Source organism: Methylomonas aurea (genome assembly GCF_024505045.1).
GTDB classification, from domain to species: Bacteria; Pseudomonadota; Gammaproteobacteria; order Methylococcales; family Methylomonadaceae; genus Methylomonas; species Methylomonas aurea.
This window is the reverse complement of the sequence record NZ_JANIBM010000057.1, coordinates 1-16,978: the sequence shown is the minus strand read 5'-3', so window position 1 is coordinate 16,978 and position 16,978 is coordinate 1. Positions and strand designations below refer to the sequence as shown.

Genomic DNA, 16,978 nt, shown 5'->3' with positions numbered 1-16,978 from the left:
TCACTCTCTCGAGACTTCCGGGAACGGGGATGTGCATTATCGTAGACTTTGGCCAAATGCTGGAAATCCAAATGCGTGTAAATTTGGGTTGTCGCAACGCTACTATGACCCAACAATTCCTGCACAGCTCGAATATCCTGGCTGGATTCCAGCAGATGGCTCGCAAAGGAATGCCGCAGCATATGCGGATGAACATGCTCATCCAAACCCAATTTGGCAACCCACCGGTTCAGCCGCAACTGAACAGTTCGCTGAGACAACCTTCGACCCAAATTAGATGTGAACAGTGCTGCCGACGATAAACCTGGCCTCACGCCTAGCCATGACCTAATAGCGACAACGGCTTTAGAACCCAATGGCACCTGTCTTTGTTTGCCGCCTTTGCCGAATCGCACTGTAACAAAGCCCTCGGCGAAATCAAGGTCGGCGGCATCTAGCATTACCAACTCGCTCAACCTGAGCCCGGACGAATAAAACAGCTCGAACATAGCAAGGTCTCGCAACTCCAGAGCGGAGTCTGCTTCAGCGTCCAATATTCCAGCCATCTGATCGACATCTAATACCTTCGGCAATCGTTTGGGGGCTTTTGGCGGCTTAACATGCAATGCCGGATTAGCGGCGACCAGATTATTTTTCAATAAAAAGCGGTAAAAACTACGCAACGCCGCCAGATCGCGGCAAATGGTCTTACTGCTGATTCGCTGCTTATGCCTCGCGGCAACATATTGCCGAACATCGGCAGCCAGCACCGCAGACCAATCCAAAATGTTCTTAGATTTGCAAAATTCGGCAAACCGCACCAAATCCCGTTGGTAACTGATGACGGTATGCTCCGAAACTCTTTTTTCTTCGCGTAAATAGCGCAAAAACAGGTTGACGGTTTCATCCTCGACACCAAGCACAGCGTTAGTCCAATTGCTGTAGCAACGAAATCAAGCGGGTCCCGATGATCTCACTCATCTGAGTCAAAAACACGCTTCCCATGCTGTAGTGAAAACGACCTTCATCGCGGCTGCCAATCGCCAATATACCTTCCAATTGGGTAAACACCATCGGGATGATTGCACATGACTTAACCTCCACGGCCGCATCGCCAAATAAGAAAGCTGCTTGCGCCAATGTCGGACGTCCACATTTAGGTTGATTGGTCGCCAACTCATTTGCAAAATGCTTTAAATTCGGTTCATCCGCCGTGACGAACAAATTGCTGATTGGCGAATAGCCCCCGTCCCTGACGATTTTGATTCCGACGAAATCGGTCAGAAAGCACTCCGACAGAACCTCGCTCAAATTGGCGACCGCATCTTCCAGAGAATTAGCTTCCAACATCGCCAGCGTCAACTCATGCATACGATTGAACGAAGCATCGTTTTCCCGAGCGATATCTATCAACGCGTTCAACTGATTCTGCTGTTCTTGATGCTTGGACCTGAAGATTTCCAGCTGCTTGGATATCAACGAAATTGCATTGCCGCTAGGATGCGGAATATGCATTTGTTCCAGCAAATCGAGATGGTGGTGGAAAAAATCCGGATGAAGCCTTAAATAATCGACCACCAACGCATCCGTAACCTCTGTTTGCTGCTCGTCAATCATAATCTTATCCACCCCTCAAACACCGTAACGGCTGGACCGGTCATCAACACCGGAAACCCTCTGCCTGACCAATCGATCTGCAACGCCCCCCCCGGCAAACACACATTGACCTTGCTATCCAACAACCCCTGTTCGATACCCGCGACTACCGCCGCACAGGCACCGCTGCCGCAAGCTAAAGTTTCCGCCGCCCCCCTTTCATAGACCCGTAATTTAATTCGGGAACGATCGACAACTTGCATAAAGCCGATATTCGCCCGCTGCGGAAAAACCTCATGACTTTCCAACCGTCGCCCTAAGCTTGCCACCGGCGCTTGCTCAACGTCGTCGACGATCAGCACCGCATGCGGATTGCCCATAGAAACCGCAACAAATGCAATCGATTCGCCATCGACAACCACATGGTAAATAGGCAACTGACTTGGCGCATTTAGCGGAATTTGTGCGGGATCGTGCCGAGGCACCCCCATATTGACCCTCACCATCCCGTCCTGCCCGATACCGAGCACTAGCTGCCCTGCATCGGTATCGACGACAATTTCCTCCTTATCGCACAACTGCTTATCACGCACAAAGCGGGCAAAACACCTAGCGCCGTTACCGCATTGCGACACTTCGCCGCCATCGGAATTAAAAATACGATATTTGAAATCCGCATTTGCGCTAATCGGCTTCTCCACCAACAACAATTGGTCGCATCCCACGCCGAAATGGCGATCAGCGAGGAAGCGCACTTGCCCTGCGTTCAGGTCCACCTGCTGCGAAACGGCGTCAATGACGATGAAATCGTTACCCAAACCATGCATTTTGGTAAAACGAATCTCCATAAACTTCCTATGGCAACAACCGTTCGCCGGCCCACAATTGCTCAACGGTTTCCCGCTCCCGGACTAAATGGCAACTGCTACCGTCGACCATCACCTCGGCCGCCCGCGGCCTGGAATTGTAATTGGAACTCATCGAAAATCCATATGCCCCGGCAGAGCGCACTGCCAACAAATCGCCGGGAGCCAACTTCAATAAACGGCCTTTACCCAAAAAGTCGCCGGTTTCGCAAACAGGACCGACGACGTCCCACTCCAGCTCCGGCCCGGAGTTTTCCAACTCCACCGGCACGATGTCCTGCCAAGCGCTATAAAGCGCCGGCCGAAGCAGGTCGTTCATCGCCGCATCGACTATCGCAAAATTTTTATTGGCGGTTGGCTTCAGATATTCGACTTTGGTCAGCAAAATACCGGCGTTGCCGACAATCGCCCTGCCCGGTTCCAACAAAATTTCGAAATCACGACCGCCCAAGCGCTGCAGCAACGCTCCCACGTATTCTTCCGGCGAAGGTGGAAGCTCGTCGCGATATCTAATCCCCAAACCGCCGCCTAAATCCAGATGGTGCAGTTTGATTCCTTCCGCCGCCAATACATCCACCAATGCCAACACTCTATCCAATGCATCCAGAAACGGATTGATTCCGGTCAACTGCGAACCTATGTGACAATCGATTCCAACCACTTTGATATTCGGCATCGCCGCCGCACGCCGATATTCGTGAATGGCGCTATCGATGTCGATACCGAATTTATTTTCCTTCAAGCCGGTAGAGATGTAAGGATGAGTTTTGGCATCGACATCGGGATTAACCCGGAAAGATACCGGCGCGAACACTCCCAATTGCCCGGCCAACTCGTTGATACGGCCCAACTCACCGCTGACTTCGACATTAAAACAGCGAATGCCGGCTTTCAGCGCCACCAGAATTTCATCTGCTCGCTTACCTACGCCGGAAAATACGATATCTCCAGGACGCCCGCCAGCCGCCAGGACCCGCTGCATCTCGCCGAGCGACACGATATCGAACCCCGAACCCAAGCGAGCCAGCAGATTCAGCAGAGCGATGTTGGAGTTGGCCTTTACGGCGTAACAAATCAAATGCGGACGCGAGCCGAAAGCCCGATCGAAGGCTTGCCAATGTTGCTCCAAAGCGGCACGCGAATAGACATAACAGGGTGTGCCGTAATCAGCGGCGATATTGGCGGCCGCTACGTCTTCGGCAAACAAAGCCTGTTGCCGGTAGTTAAAAAAATCCATATCTATTTTTCTTGTTTGGGGACATAAATCGGTGGCCGACTATCCGGCATGTATAAAGGCCCGGTTTGGCCGCAGGCCTGCAATAGCAGACACCATAAAATCAAAGTAAGCAGTCTTTGGGTTGGCATGGGTAAACGATACGGGTTACGTTGGTCGGCGGAATATACCATAGCCAGCAAACCGAAAGAACGAGACACACCACCGGCGTAACCGGCCAAGTCAAGAAAAAAGGGGCTGACGCCCCTTTTATCCAACAATATCTCGATCAGACGCGAAATTATTTTGCGCTCAACGATTCTTTGACAATCTTAGGCGTGATGAACACCAATAGCTCCTTCTTGTTGTCAGTTTTTATACTCTTTTTGAACATCCAGCCTATAACCGGCAGATCCGATACCCAAGGCACTGTGTTATACGAATCCTGCACCGTGGACTCATAGATCCCGCCCAAAACCACAGTCTCGCCATCCTCGACCTGCACCTTGGTTTTCAATTGCCGGGTATCGATCGGCACCGTGGCATTGCCCCCCGTCGCCAACGGCGTGCCCGGCGAATCCTTTTTGATGTCCAACTGCATAATCACGCTGCCGCTTGGCGTGATTTGCGGAGTCACGTTCAATTCCAACACCGCGTCGACCAACTGTGTGACCGGTCCGGTTGCCTGGCTTTGGGTTTGGTAAGGAATCTGTACACCCTGTTTGATCGAAGCCTGAACCCGGTCACTGGTCATTACGCGCGGGTTAGACACCAATTCGCCCTTACCATCGTCTTGCAACGCATTGATTTCCAAATTCAACAAATAATCGGCGCCCCTTGCCAAAGTCAAAGCCAACGAACCGCCGCTGGAAGCAGCCAACGCCGATCCCAAATCCGCCAATATTTGCGAGTTTTCGCTGGTATCCACGCCGGTACCGGTCATACCGTATTGGGTACCGCCGTTGACGTCGGTCTTATGAGCTACACCGAATTTAGTACCCAAGTTCTGAGCAAAAGACGTATCGGCGATCACGATCCGCGACTCGATCAATACTTGCCGAACCGGTACATCCAACAATTTGATCATCTTGCGCACGTCTTCCATCGCTTTCGCCGTGTCCTTGATAATCAGGGTATTGGTCCGCGCATCGACTATCGCTGTGCCTCGCGGCGACAACAATCTCATGCTCGCCGCCCCACCTAATCCTCCGGCTTGGCCACCGGCACCCAATCCGGATGGGCTGGAAGTCGGCCCGCCGCCGCAGCCGCCGGCACCGCCACTAGCACCGCCGGCACCTGACTGTCCGCCTTGGGAGTTATTGCCTATGCCCATTAACACACCGCATATTTCGGAGGCTTTGGCGTAGTTGATCTGGATGTTTTCGGTTTTCAGCGGCTCGAGCTCTTCGAAGATTTTCTTCGAGTCCAATTCTTCCTGCTCGATTTTCATGATCTCGGCCACCGGCGCCACCATCACCACGTTACCGTTTTGCCGCTTCGCCAAGCCTTTGGCTTTTAGTATCAACTCCAAAGCCTGGTCCCAAGGCACGTCGTTCAGGCGTAGCGTGACGTTACCGGCCACCGAGTCGGCGGCGATGATGTTCAGCTCGGTAAAATCGGCCAGAATCTGCAACACCGAACGAACCTCGATATCCTGAAAATTCAAAGACAGCTTGTTGCCGACATACGGAAACTTTTCCTTTTGCTGTGCTTCCTTTTCCGCCGGCGTCAGCGGCCTGAATTCCACCGTTAACAAGTTATCCGCCTGATACGAAGAATAATCGTAATTGCCGTTGCTCGGCGTTATCGTGATGTTGACGCTATCGCCTTTCGGCACCGCCTCGATTCTTTGCACGGGCGTAGCGAAATCCGATACGTCGAAGTTCTTGACCAAGGACTCCGGCAAACGGGTATTCAAAAAATTCAATACCACTTTACCGCCGCTCTGCTTGGTATCCACCACGGTATTGGCGGCCGACAAACCCAGCAGCAGCCGTCCTTCTCCGTTCGGCCCACGCCTGAAATCGATACTCTTGATGTTTTGCTCCGGCAAAAACTTGCTAATGGCCGAACTTTTGACTGCAGAGGGCGTTTGTTGCACTGTCGTATTGACGGCGGCAACCGTGCCGGCCGATTTTAAAATCACATAATACTTATCGCCTTCTACCCGGGTTTCATAGGGAACCTTCTCGATCAGGTTGATAATGACCCGAGTGCGGCCCGATGCCTCCACCACGTAGACGGTGCCGGCGGCACCTTGATTGATCGGAAAACTTTTTTTCGCCAGATTGCTTTTGACTCCGGCAAAATCCAACGCAATTCGGGACGGGTTATCGGTTTGAAAAATTTTCGGCTCAACCAATCCGCCACTGGTTTCCAACTGAATTTGGACTTGGTTCCCGGCCAGAGACGAAAACTCCAAATTAGTGATTGCCGCTTCTTCGGCCCGTACCGATAAACCGACCAGCCACAACAGCAGCAACAGCAGCCATTGTTGGCTCGCCAACCGTCCCAATCCCATCCTTACGTTACTATGTAGTTCAATGCTCATTGTTTATAACCCTTTGTCATCGGCCATCGCCAACGCAGACTGCTGTTCGCGCCAGGTACCCGGTTTATCCGGAACGATTTCCATCAGCTCTATCCTGTCGTCGAGAATACGCAAAATTTTGCCGTAGTTTTGCCCCATGTGGTTACCCACTTGCACCCGGTGTATGGTCCCGTCATTCGCCCTGACCAATCCCCAGAGCCCCTTCTCGTTGCGCAGAGTACCCACCATACGTAAGGTATCCAACGGATAAGCCTCCAACTCTTCCTTCCGGCGTTCGGTATCGGGATGAATGCCGCTCACTCCGGATACGTCGACGTTACTGTCTTCGTTGGCCCTCTCGCTCGGCCGGAACGGGTCGCGCAAACCGTCCGGCTTGAAAATAAACGACTCGACGACCTTGATTTCCGGCAATGGCTCTATCTGAGCCTTGGGCCGCGCCTTGACTTCCTGAATATATTTATTCAGGTCGCTGACATCGTCGCCACCGCAGCCAGCCAGCAACAGCAACACCACCAAACACGCCGGAGCCGAAGCAATTCTGCATGCAACGCCCATCACTGACCTCTCCGTTTTTTCGCAGCCGCCGCACCGGCTTGCGCAGACTCGCCTTCGTTATAGGTTTTGATGGTCGCCGACATACTCATCCCGTCTTTACCGTCTTTACCCAGCGGGGTAATTTGCACGTCGTGTACCGTAACGATACGGGGCAAAGAAGCCAGCCCGCTAACAAACAAACCCAGTTCCTCGTACTTGCCGATAACCTGGATACTGATCGGCAATTCAGAATAAAACTCCCGATTGATCTCAGCGCCGGGTTGGAACAATTTAAACTCCAAACCGCTAGCAAGCCCGGTCTGGGAAATATCGACCAACAAACTGGCCACTTCGGCTTTGGTCGGCATCTGTTTCAACATATCGCCCAACGAAGCCTCTATCTGCTCCAATTGATCGCGGTAATCCTGCAAATTGATCGCTTTCTTCTGTTTGACTTCGAAAGCACTTTTCAAACTGACTTCCTGTTTTTCCAGAGCCTCCAATTCGTCCAGTTGCGGAATCGTTACAAAATAGACGCCTGCGGCACCGGTCAATAACGCAAAAATAACGATGACGATAATTTTCAGCGGCGTCGGCCAGCTACCCGCAGCATTGATGTCCCAATTGACTTCCGACAGATTCATTTAGCAGCCCCTCCCTGAACTTTATCGGCTTTCCTGCCCTGTTTGGCCGTCAGCGTAAAATCGTTCATCGTGCCGCTTTTTTTACCTTCGCCGCGAATCACGGTAAGTACCGAGCTGTTCAACCACTGCGAACCGTCTATCGCCCGCATATAAGCCGAGACCCTGGCGTTGGACTCCGCCTTACCGTCCAGCGTCAACAGCGATCCCGCTTGGACAAATTTGGTCAGATAAACCCCTTCAGGAGTGGTTTTGGCCAACTCTTCGAACAGGTGAACAATTTCCGGCCGGCTTTCCTGCAATTTTTGAATGACTTCGATCTTGGTCAACAGCTTGTTTTTCTTATCTTCGATCTCTTTGATTTCCTGAATCCGCTTATCAAGAACGGCAATTTCGTTTTGCAGCATCGTGTTGCGCAAGGTCTGGTATTCCTTGAGACCCTCTATATACATATAAACCGCGACGAGAATTAACGCAGTAGCCAATATCCCTGCGCCAATACCGGCGACGAATTCCTGTTGCCGCCGTTTTCTGAGTTCCTCTCGCCAAGGCAGTAAATTAATTCTGGCCATTAGTCGAAACTCCTTAACGCCAAGCCGCAAGCGATCATCATCGCCGGCGTATCGTTACTGAGACTTTGCGGCTTGACCCGATTGGACAGCGCCATATTGATGAACGGATTGGCTATATAAGAAGGGATTCCCAAATCTCGCTCGACCAATTTGTCCAAACCCGCGATAGAAGCGCAACCGCCGGCAAGAATTAACGCATCCACGCCGCGATTGGCACTGGACGAAACGAAAAACTGCAATGATCTGGCGATTTGCTGCAACATGGCTTTTTTAAACGGCTCCAGTACATCGGCCGCGTAGTTGTCGGGCAAGCCGCCGTGTTTCTTGGCTAACCCCGCCTCTTCATAGGAAAGCCCGTAGCGGCGTTGAATTTCCTCGGTCAATTGTTTGCCGCCGAATCCCTGCTCACGGGTATAAACCGTCTTCCCGGCATGCAATATGTTCAGCGAGGTCATCGTGGCGCCGATATCGGCGATCGCCACGGTCATGTCGCCGGTCCCTTCCGGCAGCTGATCCACCAATAGCGAAAATGCATTCTCCATGGCAAACGCCTCGACATCGACCACCACGGTCTTCAGTCCGGCGTAGGCCAAGGCCGCGACACGGTCTTCGATATTTTCCCGCCGGGAAGCGGCGAGTAAAACATCGACCATGTCCGGATTACTCTTGGTCACGCCTTGCACCTCGAAATCCAAATTCACCTCGTCGAGCGAATAAGGAATGTACTGGTCAGCTTCGACCATAATCTGTTCTTCCATCTCGGCATCGGTCAACGATGCCGGCATCGATATGATCTTCGTCATCACCGACGAGCCAGCGACGGCAACGCTGGCATGTTTGGCTTTGGTGCCGGATTGTTTGACCGCAGCCTTGATCGCTCCGCCAATTTGTTCGACATTAGTGATATTCTTGTCGACGATGGCATCCTGGGGTAGCGGCACTACGGCGTAACTTTCTACCTTGTACCGCGCACCTGCCCGACTTAGCTCCAACAACTTTACCGCCGCAGTACTGATGTCCACACCCAACACGGCCGACGGATTCCTGCTGAACCAGCTCATGAACAAACCCTTTTTGAATCATAAAAGACTAAACTTAGCTCGCACAGCACAACCGAGGCTCGCAGAAGCTCTACGTGGCAAGTATAGATGGTTTTTTTATTTTCATCCTGTTAGATGAACCACTTTATAAGTAACTTTAGCTTATCGGGACCATGTACAGGAATTTCCTGAACCGATAGTTGGAAATTCCCTAGCGCATTTTTACTCCTGTGCCGATTAAAAAAGCTCCGAAATCAGGCTCTTTGCTAAAGTCGCTGATCAAGTGGCTAGCATTTTTCGTTATTGCATTTTTTGCCACGTTCGCCCTGGCGAGTTATTTTTTCTTTATCGAACTCGACAAGGAGCTGCCCGACATCGAGCAATTGCAAAATGTGCAATACCAGATGCCTTTCAGCATCTATAGCCAGGACAACTTGTTGATAGGCCAATTCGGCGAAAAACGGCGAGTTCCGCTAACCATCGGCAAAGTCCCCAGTCAACAAATCAAAGCCTTTATCGCGGCAGAAGACGACAGTTTTTTTACCCATATCGGCATCGACCCGACCGGTTTGGCCAGAGCAGCTACCCAACTTGTGTTGACAGGAAAAAAACGTCAAGGCGGCAGCACTATCACGATGCAGGTTGCGCGCAACTTTTTGCTGAGCAATGAGAAGACCTATTTGCGCAAGCTCAAAGAAATCGTTCTGGCCCTAAAGATCGAACGCCGCTACTCCAAGGATCAGATCCTCGAACTGTATCTAAACAAGATTTATATGGGGCAACGCGCTTACGGACTGGCAGCGGCCGCACAAACTTACTACGGGAAGGATCTCGCCGAATTAAGCCTTCCCCAACAAGCCATGATCGCCGGCCTGCCCAAGGCCCCATCCATGTACAACCCGATCACCAATCCCGAGCGGGCGCTGCAACGGCGCAATTACGTGCTACGGCGCATGTTGGAACTAAAATACATAGACGAAAACACTTATCGATCCGCACACGATGCGATCGACGACGCGGCGTTACAACCGGTGAACATCGAATTCGAAGCGCCTTATGTCGCCGAAATGGCCAGACAGGAAATCATGGCGCAATTCGGCGATTCAGCCTTTACGCAGGGACTCAAGGTTTATACGACCGTACCTAGCGAATTTCAGCGCGCTGCCGACCGCGCACTCCAGGAAGCTGTACATGAATACGACGAGCGCCACGGATACCGCGGCCCTTCGTTCAAAAACACCGGCAAGGACGGCACCAGGTTGACTGGTAGCGTTATCGGCGACTGCCGCCAGGCTCAAATCAACGACGTCAGCGAATTCGGCATTACCGCAACATTACATAACGGCAGCCAGATCCGGATAGACCGCCACAATTTCGACTGGACGAGGCGCGGCAACGCTCATCGGCCGCCACTGCAAGCCGGCGATATGATTTGGGTCAGGCAACTCGAGAACGGCGACTGGGCACTAACCCAAGTACCGGAAGTAGAAGGCGCATTTGCAGCATTGAATCCGAACAACGGCGCCATTTTGGCACTCTCGGGCGGTTTCGATTTCTACCACAGCAAATACAATCGCGCCACGCAATCCAAGCGCCAGCCCGGCTCCGGATTTAAGCCGATCATTTACACCGCGGCAATAGAAAAAGGATTTACGCCGGCCAGCATCATTAACGACGCTCCAATCGTAATCGAAGACCCTTCGCAAGAAAACGATTGGCGGCCGGAAAACTACAACCGCCGTTATCTCGGCCCAACGCCATTGCGGGTCGCGCTACGGGAGTCAATAAACCTGGTGTCGATCCGTGTATTACAGGAAATCGGTATCCCCCACGCTATCGACACAGCGAAACGCTTTGGATTCGATAAAGACCAATTGCCAAGCACATTATCGCTTGCCCTGGGCAGCGGCCACGCCTCACCACTAAGAATGGCGGCCGCCTACGCGGTTTTCGCCAATGGTGGTTTTTTGGTAACGCCTTACCTGATCGAGCGCATCGAAAACAACGATGGCATAGTTCTGTTTCAAGCCCAGCCAGCGACAGCATGTGCTGAGTGCAACGAAACCAACAATCCGCAAAGCCCCACGGCACCACGAGCGATCTCGGCAAAAACTAATTTCTTGATAAACAGTTTATTACGCGACGTAGTCCAGCGCGGCACGGCGACCCAAGCCAAACAACTTGGCAGAAACGACCTAGCCGGGAAAACCGGCACCACCAACGACCAGAGAGATGCGTGGTTCAACGGCTTTGCCAGCGGCATCGTCGCCTCAGCCTGGATCGGTTACGACAACTCGCTACCGCTAGGCCACGGCGAAACCGGCGGGAAAGTCGCATTGCCGATGTGGATTAAATTCATCCGCGCGGTTCAACACCATTTTCCTGAAAAACCGGAATCCGAACCCAACGGCATCGTGCAGGCCTATATCAACCCGCGCGACGGTCTTCGCCTCGACCCAAACGAAAAAGGCGGCATCTGGGAATACTTTACTGAAGAAACGGTACCGACAGCTATGTCGACACCATTGCAACCGGAAGAAAGCCTGGAAGAGGAATTTAACGAGGAAGGCTTGTTTTGACACTGGCCGACACTCAAAGCCGCCAAAGATTTGGCGGCCGAGCGCAAGCCGGAAAGAATATTATTTTCCGAATTTTTTGCGGAATTTATCCACGCGACCGGAAGTATCGACTACGCGTTGCTTACCGGTATAAAACGGATGGCACGAGGAACATACTTCAATGTGCAAATCGGAAGCCAACACGGAACCCGTTTGGAAAGTATTGCCGCAACCGCATGTCACGGTGATTTGTTTATATTGTGGATGAATTTCTGGTTTCATAGCGCTCACATACCCTTTTCGGGACACATACTTGATAGAGAACTGCTTATGATACGATTTAGCTGGCAGTTCCGCAAGCCGAAGGTACTTGGCGGCTAATTTTGACTGGACGAACTGGATCGCATCAGCAATATCACCAAAGCAATTGCCGGAAGACCGATAACGGCCGAGTACGAGAAAAAAGCGGCATAACCAAACTCGGCGACCAAATCCCCGGAAATACTTCCGATCAACTTAGCCGGCAAAGTCATCAAAGAACTAAACAGCGCATATTGAGTTGCCGTGTATGCGGAATTCGTCAGCCCCGACAAATAGGCAATGAATGCAGCCGAAGCGATGCCGCCGCTTAAATTGTCAGCGCTGATCACTCCGGCCAACAACACAATATCCGGTTTAGCCAAGGCCAAAGCGGCAAACAGCAAATTGGTCGCGGCGACGATTACCGCGCCGAACAGCAACGGCCGCATAATCCCAAACCGCGCCACCAGTACACCGCCGATCGAGGTACCGGCTATAGTCATGAAAAAACCGAATACTTTGGTGACGTCAGCGATATCTTTTTTGCTGAACCCCAACGCCAAATAAAACGGATTCGCCATGACCCCCATCGCGATATCGCTCATCTTGTAGAGGGCGATCAGCAGCAAAATCCGCACTGCGTTATTGGCATTGCGCTGGAAAAACTCGACAAACGGACTGACAACGGCGTCGGAAAACCAACGCAACAATCTAGCCGGCAAGGAGCGGGACTCGGACAAGCCAAACGCAACTTCTACACTTTGTTCGATCTGCCCTACCCGCTCATCGGCCACGCGGTGCGGCTCCGGCGCCAGCAAAGTAGCAACCATGCCCACCGACATCGCCAACGCCATTCCCTGATACGCCACAGACCAATTCTGGTATTCCGCGACATAAAACACCCCGGCCCCGGCAAGCAACAAAGAAAGGCGATAGCCGAATACATACATCGCTGCCATCGCGCCCTGAATCTCTGGAGCTACAATTTCAATCCGATACGCATCGATTGCGACATCCTGAGTTGCGGAGCAGAACGCCACCCAAACCGCCAGCCAAGCCATTTGCGAAAGTTGGTGATGGAGGTCCAGTTCGCTCATCGCAAACAAGCCCAGCGCCACGCCGATTTGGGCGCCCAACATCCAGCCCCGCCGCTTACCTAACAACCGGCACAACAGCGGAAAAGCTAAGCGGTCGACCACCGGGGCCCACAAAACTTTTACTGAATAAGCAACGCCGACCAAACTGAAATAGCCGATTACGGAAAGAGATACATCCTCGTCAGCCAACCAGGCGGATAATGTCGATGAAGTCAATGAGAATGGCAGACCGGCTGAGAAGCCGAGAAAAATCATACCCAGCACGCGCGACCGGGTATATATAGAGAAAGCGTTGCGCCAACTGCTTACAGTTTCCGCCACACGCTTTCTCTAATAACGCACTCTAGATAGAGCCTAAACTCAACCGTTGATTAAATAATGCGTCACGATACTGGCTGCATAGCCAGCCGCAATAACCGGCGTCCATTTCAAGTGGCTGAAGAACGTATATTTGTGGTTTGATTGCCCCATCAACGCCACACCTGCAGCCGAACCGACCGAGAATAGGGAGCCACCAACACCAGCCGTCAGCGTGACCAACAACCATTGGTATAGATCCATATCCAAATTCATATTCAATACCGCAAACATCACCGGAATGTTATCAACTACCGCAGAAATGATACCAACCAAGATGTTGGCCGTTGTTTGACCCAAACCGTCATACATTGCCGCCGACAGCAATTCCAGATAACCGATATAACCCAAACCGCCGACCGCAAATACCACGCCGAAGAAGAACAACAGCGTATCCCATTCCGCTTCTTTGACACGGTCAAATACATCAAGACGCACTTCATCGGCCGAGGGGAAGCTAACTTTGATGTAATAAATGAACAACATCAAAATCGATAAGCCTGCCATCATGCCCATGAAAGGCGGCAAATGCAGAAACTGTTTGAAGCTTACGGCTAAACCGATGGTAACCGCGAACAAGCCACAGACCACCCAACCACCAGGTTTCAATTCTACGACTGCTTCGTTGGTCGCTTCAGGCTGGCCGTTTGGAATCGCTTGCGACATAAAGAACGCCGGCACGACAAAATTCACTACCGACGGGATAAACAGCTTGAAGAAGTCGAAAAACTCAGCATAACCAGCTTGCCACACCATCAACGTGGTAATGTCGCCGAACGGACAAAACGCTCCGCCGGCGTTGGCAGCGATAACGAGGTTTACGAAACCGATGGAAACGAATTTCTCGTTGTCCGCACCGACCGCCATAACCACGGCGCCAACCAATAAAGCCGAAGTCAGATTGTCAGCGACTGAAGACAAGAAAAAGGTGATGATGCCGGTGATCCAGAACAACTGCTTGTAACCGAATTGCTTCCGAATCAACCAGGAGCGCAACGCCTCAAATACATTACGTTCCGCCATGGTATTGATATAAGTCATCGCCACCAACAAAAACAGCATCAGTTCGGCGTATTCTTTCAAATCGTGCTCAAACGCTTTATGCAATTCCTCACCGGAAACACCGGCATCTCTGGCCAGAATCGCCACATGCGCCCAGATCACTGCCGCCGCAAAAATGACCGGCTTGGACTTACGCAAATGGGTGAACTCCTCGGCCATGACAAAGCCGTAAGCCACCAAAAAGATCAGAACGGTATAGATCCCCCGCTCGGTTCCGGTCAGACCGAGATTATGAAACTCTTCGGCCATGGCCATTTGCGGCACAAACAGCAGCCCGGCCAAAATCAACAATAAGCGTAACAAGATAGCCCCCTTTATCCTCTATATTTAGTCGTTATGAAAAGCAAAAAAACTAACCGGGCATGTTATCACCATACAATATTCTTTGTCATTTAATCCCGTCCGTTATATTATTCAGATACCTAGCAAAATAGTCAGTAAACCACGCACCAACGCTAAATGTATCAATATAACGAGCAAGATCAAACACTTATTGAAGAGCGCGTCAAAGAGTTTCGCGGCCAAACTCAGCGCTTTCTGACCGGAGAACTTGGAGCCGACCAATTCAGAGCGCTGCGCCTGATGAACGGCTTGTACGTACAGACCCATGCACCCATGCTAAGGGTCGCAGTACCGTATGGCCTGCTATCGTCGAAACAGCTGCGCAAGCTGGCGTCGGTGGCCCGCGATTACGACCGCGGATACTGCCATTTCACAACCCGGCAGAACGTCCAGTACAACTGGCCGGCTTTGGAACGGGTTCCCGATCTGCTTGCCGAACTGGCGACGGTGCAAATGCACGCCATTCAGACCAGCGGCAACTGCCTGCGAAACACAACATCCGACCATTTGGCCGGCATTTGCAGAGACGAAATCGAGGACCCACGGCCGTACTGCGAAATCATCAGGCAGTGGACAACACTGCATCCCGAATTTGCTTTCCTACCTCGAAAGTTCAAGATCGCCGTTAGCGGCGCGACCCACGACCGAGCGGCGGTGCAGTTGCATGACATCGGCATCTATTTGGTCAAAAACAACGCCGGAGAAATCGGATATCAAATCCTGGTCGGCGGCGGCCTCGGCCGGACCCCGATTATTGGCCAAACCATCCGCCCGTTCTTGGAAAAACAACATTTGCTTTCCTATCTCGAAGCAATATTGCGGATTTACAATCTGTTTGGTCGGCGCGATAACAAATACAAGGCACGGATCAAGATTCTGGTCAAAGAAACCGGCTTGGAAAAATTCAAAGCCATGGTCGAACAAGAATGGGAGCGGATTCGCGACCACATGGTGCTCAGCGAACAACGCATAGCAGAAATGAAAGCGCATTTCGCTCCGCCCTCCTATGAGACTCTCAGCGATAACGATCCTTCTTTCGCCAAACACCTTACTGGCGACCTCAATTTTGCCAAGTGGGTCAAGTACAACACAGTCGATCACAAAGTGAACGGCTACCAAGCAGTATACATCTCACTGAAGGCTCCAGACTCACCGCCCGGCGACATTACCGCCGAACAACTGGAAGCCATTGCCGATTTAGCCGACCAATACAGCTTCGGCGAGGTTAGAAGCAGCCATCGCCAAAATCTGGTGCTGGCTGACGTCAAACAAACCGATCTCTTCACGGTCTGGCAAAAACTCGACGCCATCAAGCTGGCCACACCGAACATCGGCACGGTAACCGACATCATCTGCTGCCCCGGCCTCGATTTCTGCTCTCTAGCAAACGCCAGCTCGATTAGCGTTGCCCGAGAATTGAATTCCCGACTGGACGACATGGATTACATCCACGACATCGGCGACATCAAAATCAACATGTCCGGCTGCATGAACGGCTGCGCACACCAAAGTGTTGGCCATATCGGCATCCTCGGCGTCGACAAGCACGGCGAAGAGTGGTACCAGATTACGCTGGGCGGCTCATCGGAAAACGAAGCCGCGATCGGCGAACGCCTGGGACCGGCAGTTGCCAAGGATCAAATCACCACCGCAGTGACCGATATACTCGACGTTTACGTTCAGCAACGCCTGGAAGACGAAGCATTCCTACAAACCGTAAAACGTGTCGGCCTGGAGCCGTTTAGGGAAAGAGTTTATGCAAATCATTAAAGACCAACAGCTAATCGACAACACCTGGACATTTATCGAAGACGACGCCCCTTTGCCCGAGGGCGACATTACGGTCAGCCTGCTACGCTGGCTCAGCGAAAAAGAACGATTGCTCGAGCGGGGCGGCAAAATCGGCGTTCGTCTGGCTCCGGGGGACCAAACCGACTCGCTTCGCCCGGAGCTGGATAAAATCGACCTGATCGAATTGAACTTTCCCATCTTCGGTGACGGCCGCCTGTTTTCGGTGGCCCGCTTGCTGCGTAGCCGTGACGCTTACCAGGGCGAGATTCGTGCCGTAGGACAATACCTTCCCGATCAGGTGTTTTATTTATCCAGGGTCGGCATCAACGCCTTCGACTTGAGCGGTCAGAACAATACCGACTTGGTTTTGGCCGCCATGAACCAATTTTCCGTGCGCTACCAAGCGTCGTCCAACTAAGGCTACAACCCACCCTTTCCCTACAAGCAAAAACCCCGGTTGGCGCTAAGCCAACCGGGGT

17 protein-coding genes are annotated in these 16,978 nt (G+C 52.1%); 4 read left to right on the top strand and 13 right to left on the bottom strand.

Translation table 11 applies throughout. The features are described from left to right. From xerC to NP603_RS21015, 10 genes are all read right to left on the bottom strand, one after another. A partial coding sequence (gene xerC / locus NP603_RS21055; protein ID WP_256612831.1) for a tyrosine recombinase XerC occupies positions 1-902 on the bottom strand: 902 nt, incomplete at its 3' end. A 4-nt stretch (positions 903-906) separates the two neighbouring features. Continuing rightward, positions 907-1,596 carry a DUF484 family protein gene (locus tag NP603_RS21050; protein ID WP_256612830.1) on the bottom strand — a complete coding sequence of 230 codons (690 nt, stop codon included), beginning with the start codon at positions 1,594-1,596 and terminating at the stop codon, positions 907-909. Further along, positions 1,593-2,423: a diaminopimelate epimerase gene (gene dapF / locus NP603_RS21045; RefSeq protein ID WP_305891509.1), complete on the bottom strand. Its 831-nt coding sequence runs from the start codon at positions 2,421-2,423 to the stop codon at positions 1,593-1,595. Before dapF ends, NP603_RS21050 begins: the two co-directional genes overlap by 4 nt. A 7-nt stretch (positions 2,424-2,430) precedes the next feature. Beyond that, a complete protein-coding gene (lysA, locus tag NP603_RS21040) occupies positions 2,431-3,678 on the bottom strand; it encodes a diaminopimelate decarboxylase (protein ID WP_256612829.1) in 1,248 nt (415 codons plus the stop codon). Positions 3,679-3,680: 2 nt separating this feature from the next. Continuing rightward, positions 3,681-3,806: an LPS translocon maturation chaperone LptM gene (gene lptM, locus NP603_RS22120; protein ID WP_371928937.1), complete on the bottom strand. Its 126-nt coding sequence runs from the start codon at positions 3,804-3,806 to the stop codon at positions 3,681-3,683. 149 nt (positions 3,807-3,955) lie between these two features. Further along, positions 3,956-6,205 (bottom strand): type IV pilus secretin PilQ, encoded by a 2,250-nt coding sequence (locus NP603_RS21035; protein ID WP_256612828.1) that lies wholly within the window; start codon positions 6,203-6,205, stop codon positions 3,956-3,958. 3 nt (positions 6,206-6,208) lie between these two features. After that, entirely contained in the window at positions 6,209-6,760 is a 552-nt protein-coding gene (locus NP603_RS21030) for a pilus assembly protein PilP (RefSeq protein ID WP_256612827.1), read from the bottom strand. Continuing rightward, entirely contained in the window at positions 6,760-7,383 is a 624-nt protein-coding gene (locus NP603_RS21025; RefSeq protein WP_256612826.1) for a type IV pilus inner membrane component PilO, read from the bottom strand. Before NP603_RS21025 ends, NP603_RS21030 begins: the two co-directional genes overlap by 1 nt. Beyond that, a complete protein-coding gene (locus NP603_RS21020; protein WP_256612825.1) occupies positions 7,380-7,952 on the bottom strand; it encodes a PilN domain-containing protein in 573 nt (190 codons plus the stop codon). The genes NP603_RS21025 and NP603_RS21020 overlap by 4 nt, the downstream gene beginning before the upstream one ends. Beyond that, the gene (locus NP603_RS21015) at positions 7,952-9,013 is read right to left on the bottom strand and encodes a pilus assembly protein PilM (RefSeq protein ID WP_256612824.1); all 1,062 of its coding nucleotides are present in this window, start codon (positions 9,011-9,013) and stop codon (positions 7,952-7,954) included. The genes NP603_RS21020 and NP603_RS21015 overlap by 1 nt, the downstream gene beginning before the upstream one ends. A 242-nt stretch (positions 9,014-9,255) precedes the next feature. On the opposite strand from NP603_RS21015, the gene NP603_RS21010 reads away from it, so the two are divergent. Next, on the top strand, positions 9,256-11,571 hold the full coding sequence (locus NP603_RS21010) for a penicillin-binding protein 1A (protein WP_256612823.1): 2,316 nt from the start codon (positions 9,256-9,258) through the stop codon (positions 11,569-11,571). 60 nt (positions 11,572-11,631) lie between these two features. Here the strand turns inward: NP603_RS21010 and rpmE are convergent, their stop codons facing one another. The 3 genes from rpmE to nhaD all read right to left on the bottom strand — a co-directional run bounded on the left by rpmE (position 11,632) and on the right by nhaD (position 14,453). After that, the gene (gene rpmE, locus NP603_RS21005) at positions 11,632-11,832 is read right to left on the bottom strand and encodes a 50S ribosomal protein L31 (protein ID WP_256612822.1); all 201 of its coding nucleotides are present in this window, start codon (positions 11,830-11,832) and stop codon (positions 11,632-11,634) included. A 95-nt stretch (positions 11,833-11,927) separates the two neighbouring features. After that, entirely contained in the window at positions 11,928-13,268 is a 1,341-nt protein-coding gene (locus tag NP603_RS21000) for an AmpG family muropeptide MFS transporter (RefSeq protein WP_256612821.1), read from the bottom strand. 39 nt (positions 13,269-13,307) lie between these two features. Next, positions 13,308-14,453, bottom strand: coding sequence for a sodium:proton antiporter NhaD (gene nhaD, locus NP603_RS20995; RefSeq protein WP_371928936.1), 1,146 nt, complete (start codon positions 14,451-14,453; stop codon positions 13,308-13,310). Here nhaD and NP603_RS22115 point away from each other — a divergent pair, their 5' ends adjacent. The 3 genes from NP603_RS22115 to NP603_RS20985 all read left to right on the top strand — a co-directional run bounded on the left by NP603_RS22115 (position 14,454) and on the right by NP603_RS20985 (position 16,917). Continuing rightward, the gene (locus NP603_RS22115) at positions 14,454-14,660 is read left to right on the top strand and encodes a hypothetical protein (RefSeq protein WP_371928935.1); all 207 of its coding nucleotides are present in this window, start codon (positions 14,454-14,456) and stop codon (positions 14,658-14,660) included. A 165-nt stretch (positions 14,661-14,825) separates the two neighbouring features. Then, on the top strand, positions 14,826-16,478 hold the full coding sequence (locus tag NP603_RS20990) for a nitrite/sulfite reductase (protein ID WP_256612820.1): 1,653 nt from the start codon (positions 14,826-14,828) through the stop codon (positions 16,476-16,478). Then, positions 16,465-16,917: a DUF934 domain-containing protein gene (locus tag NP603_RS20985; RefSeq protein WP_256612819.1), complete on the top strand. Its 453-nt coding sequence runs from the start codon at positions 16,465-16,467 to the stop codon at positions 16,915-16,917. Before NP603_RS20990 ends, NP603_RS20985 begins: the two co-directional genes overlap by 14 nt. The last annotated feature ends 61 nt before the right edge of the window (positions 16,918-16,978 follow it).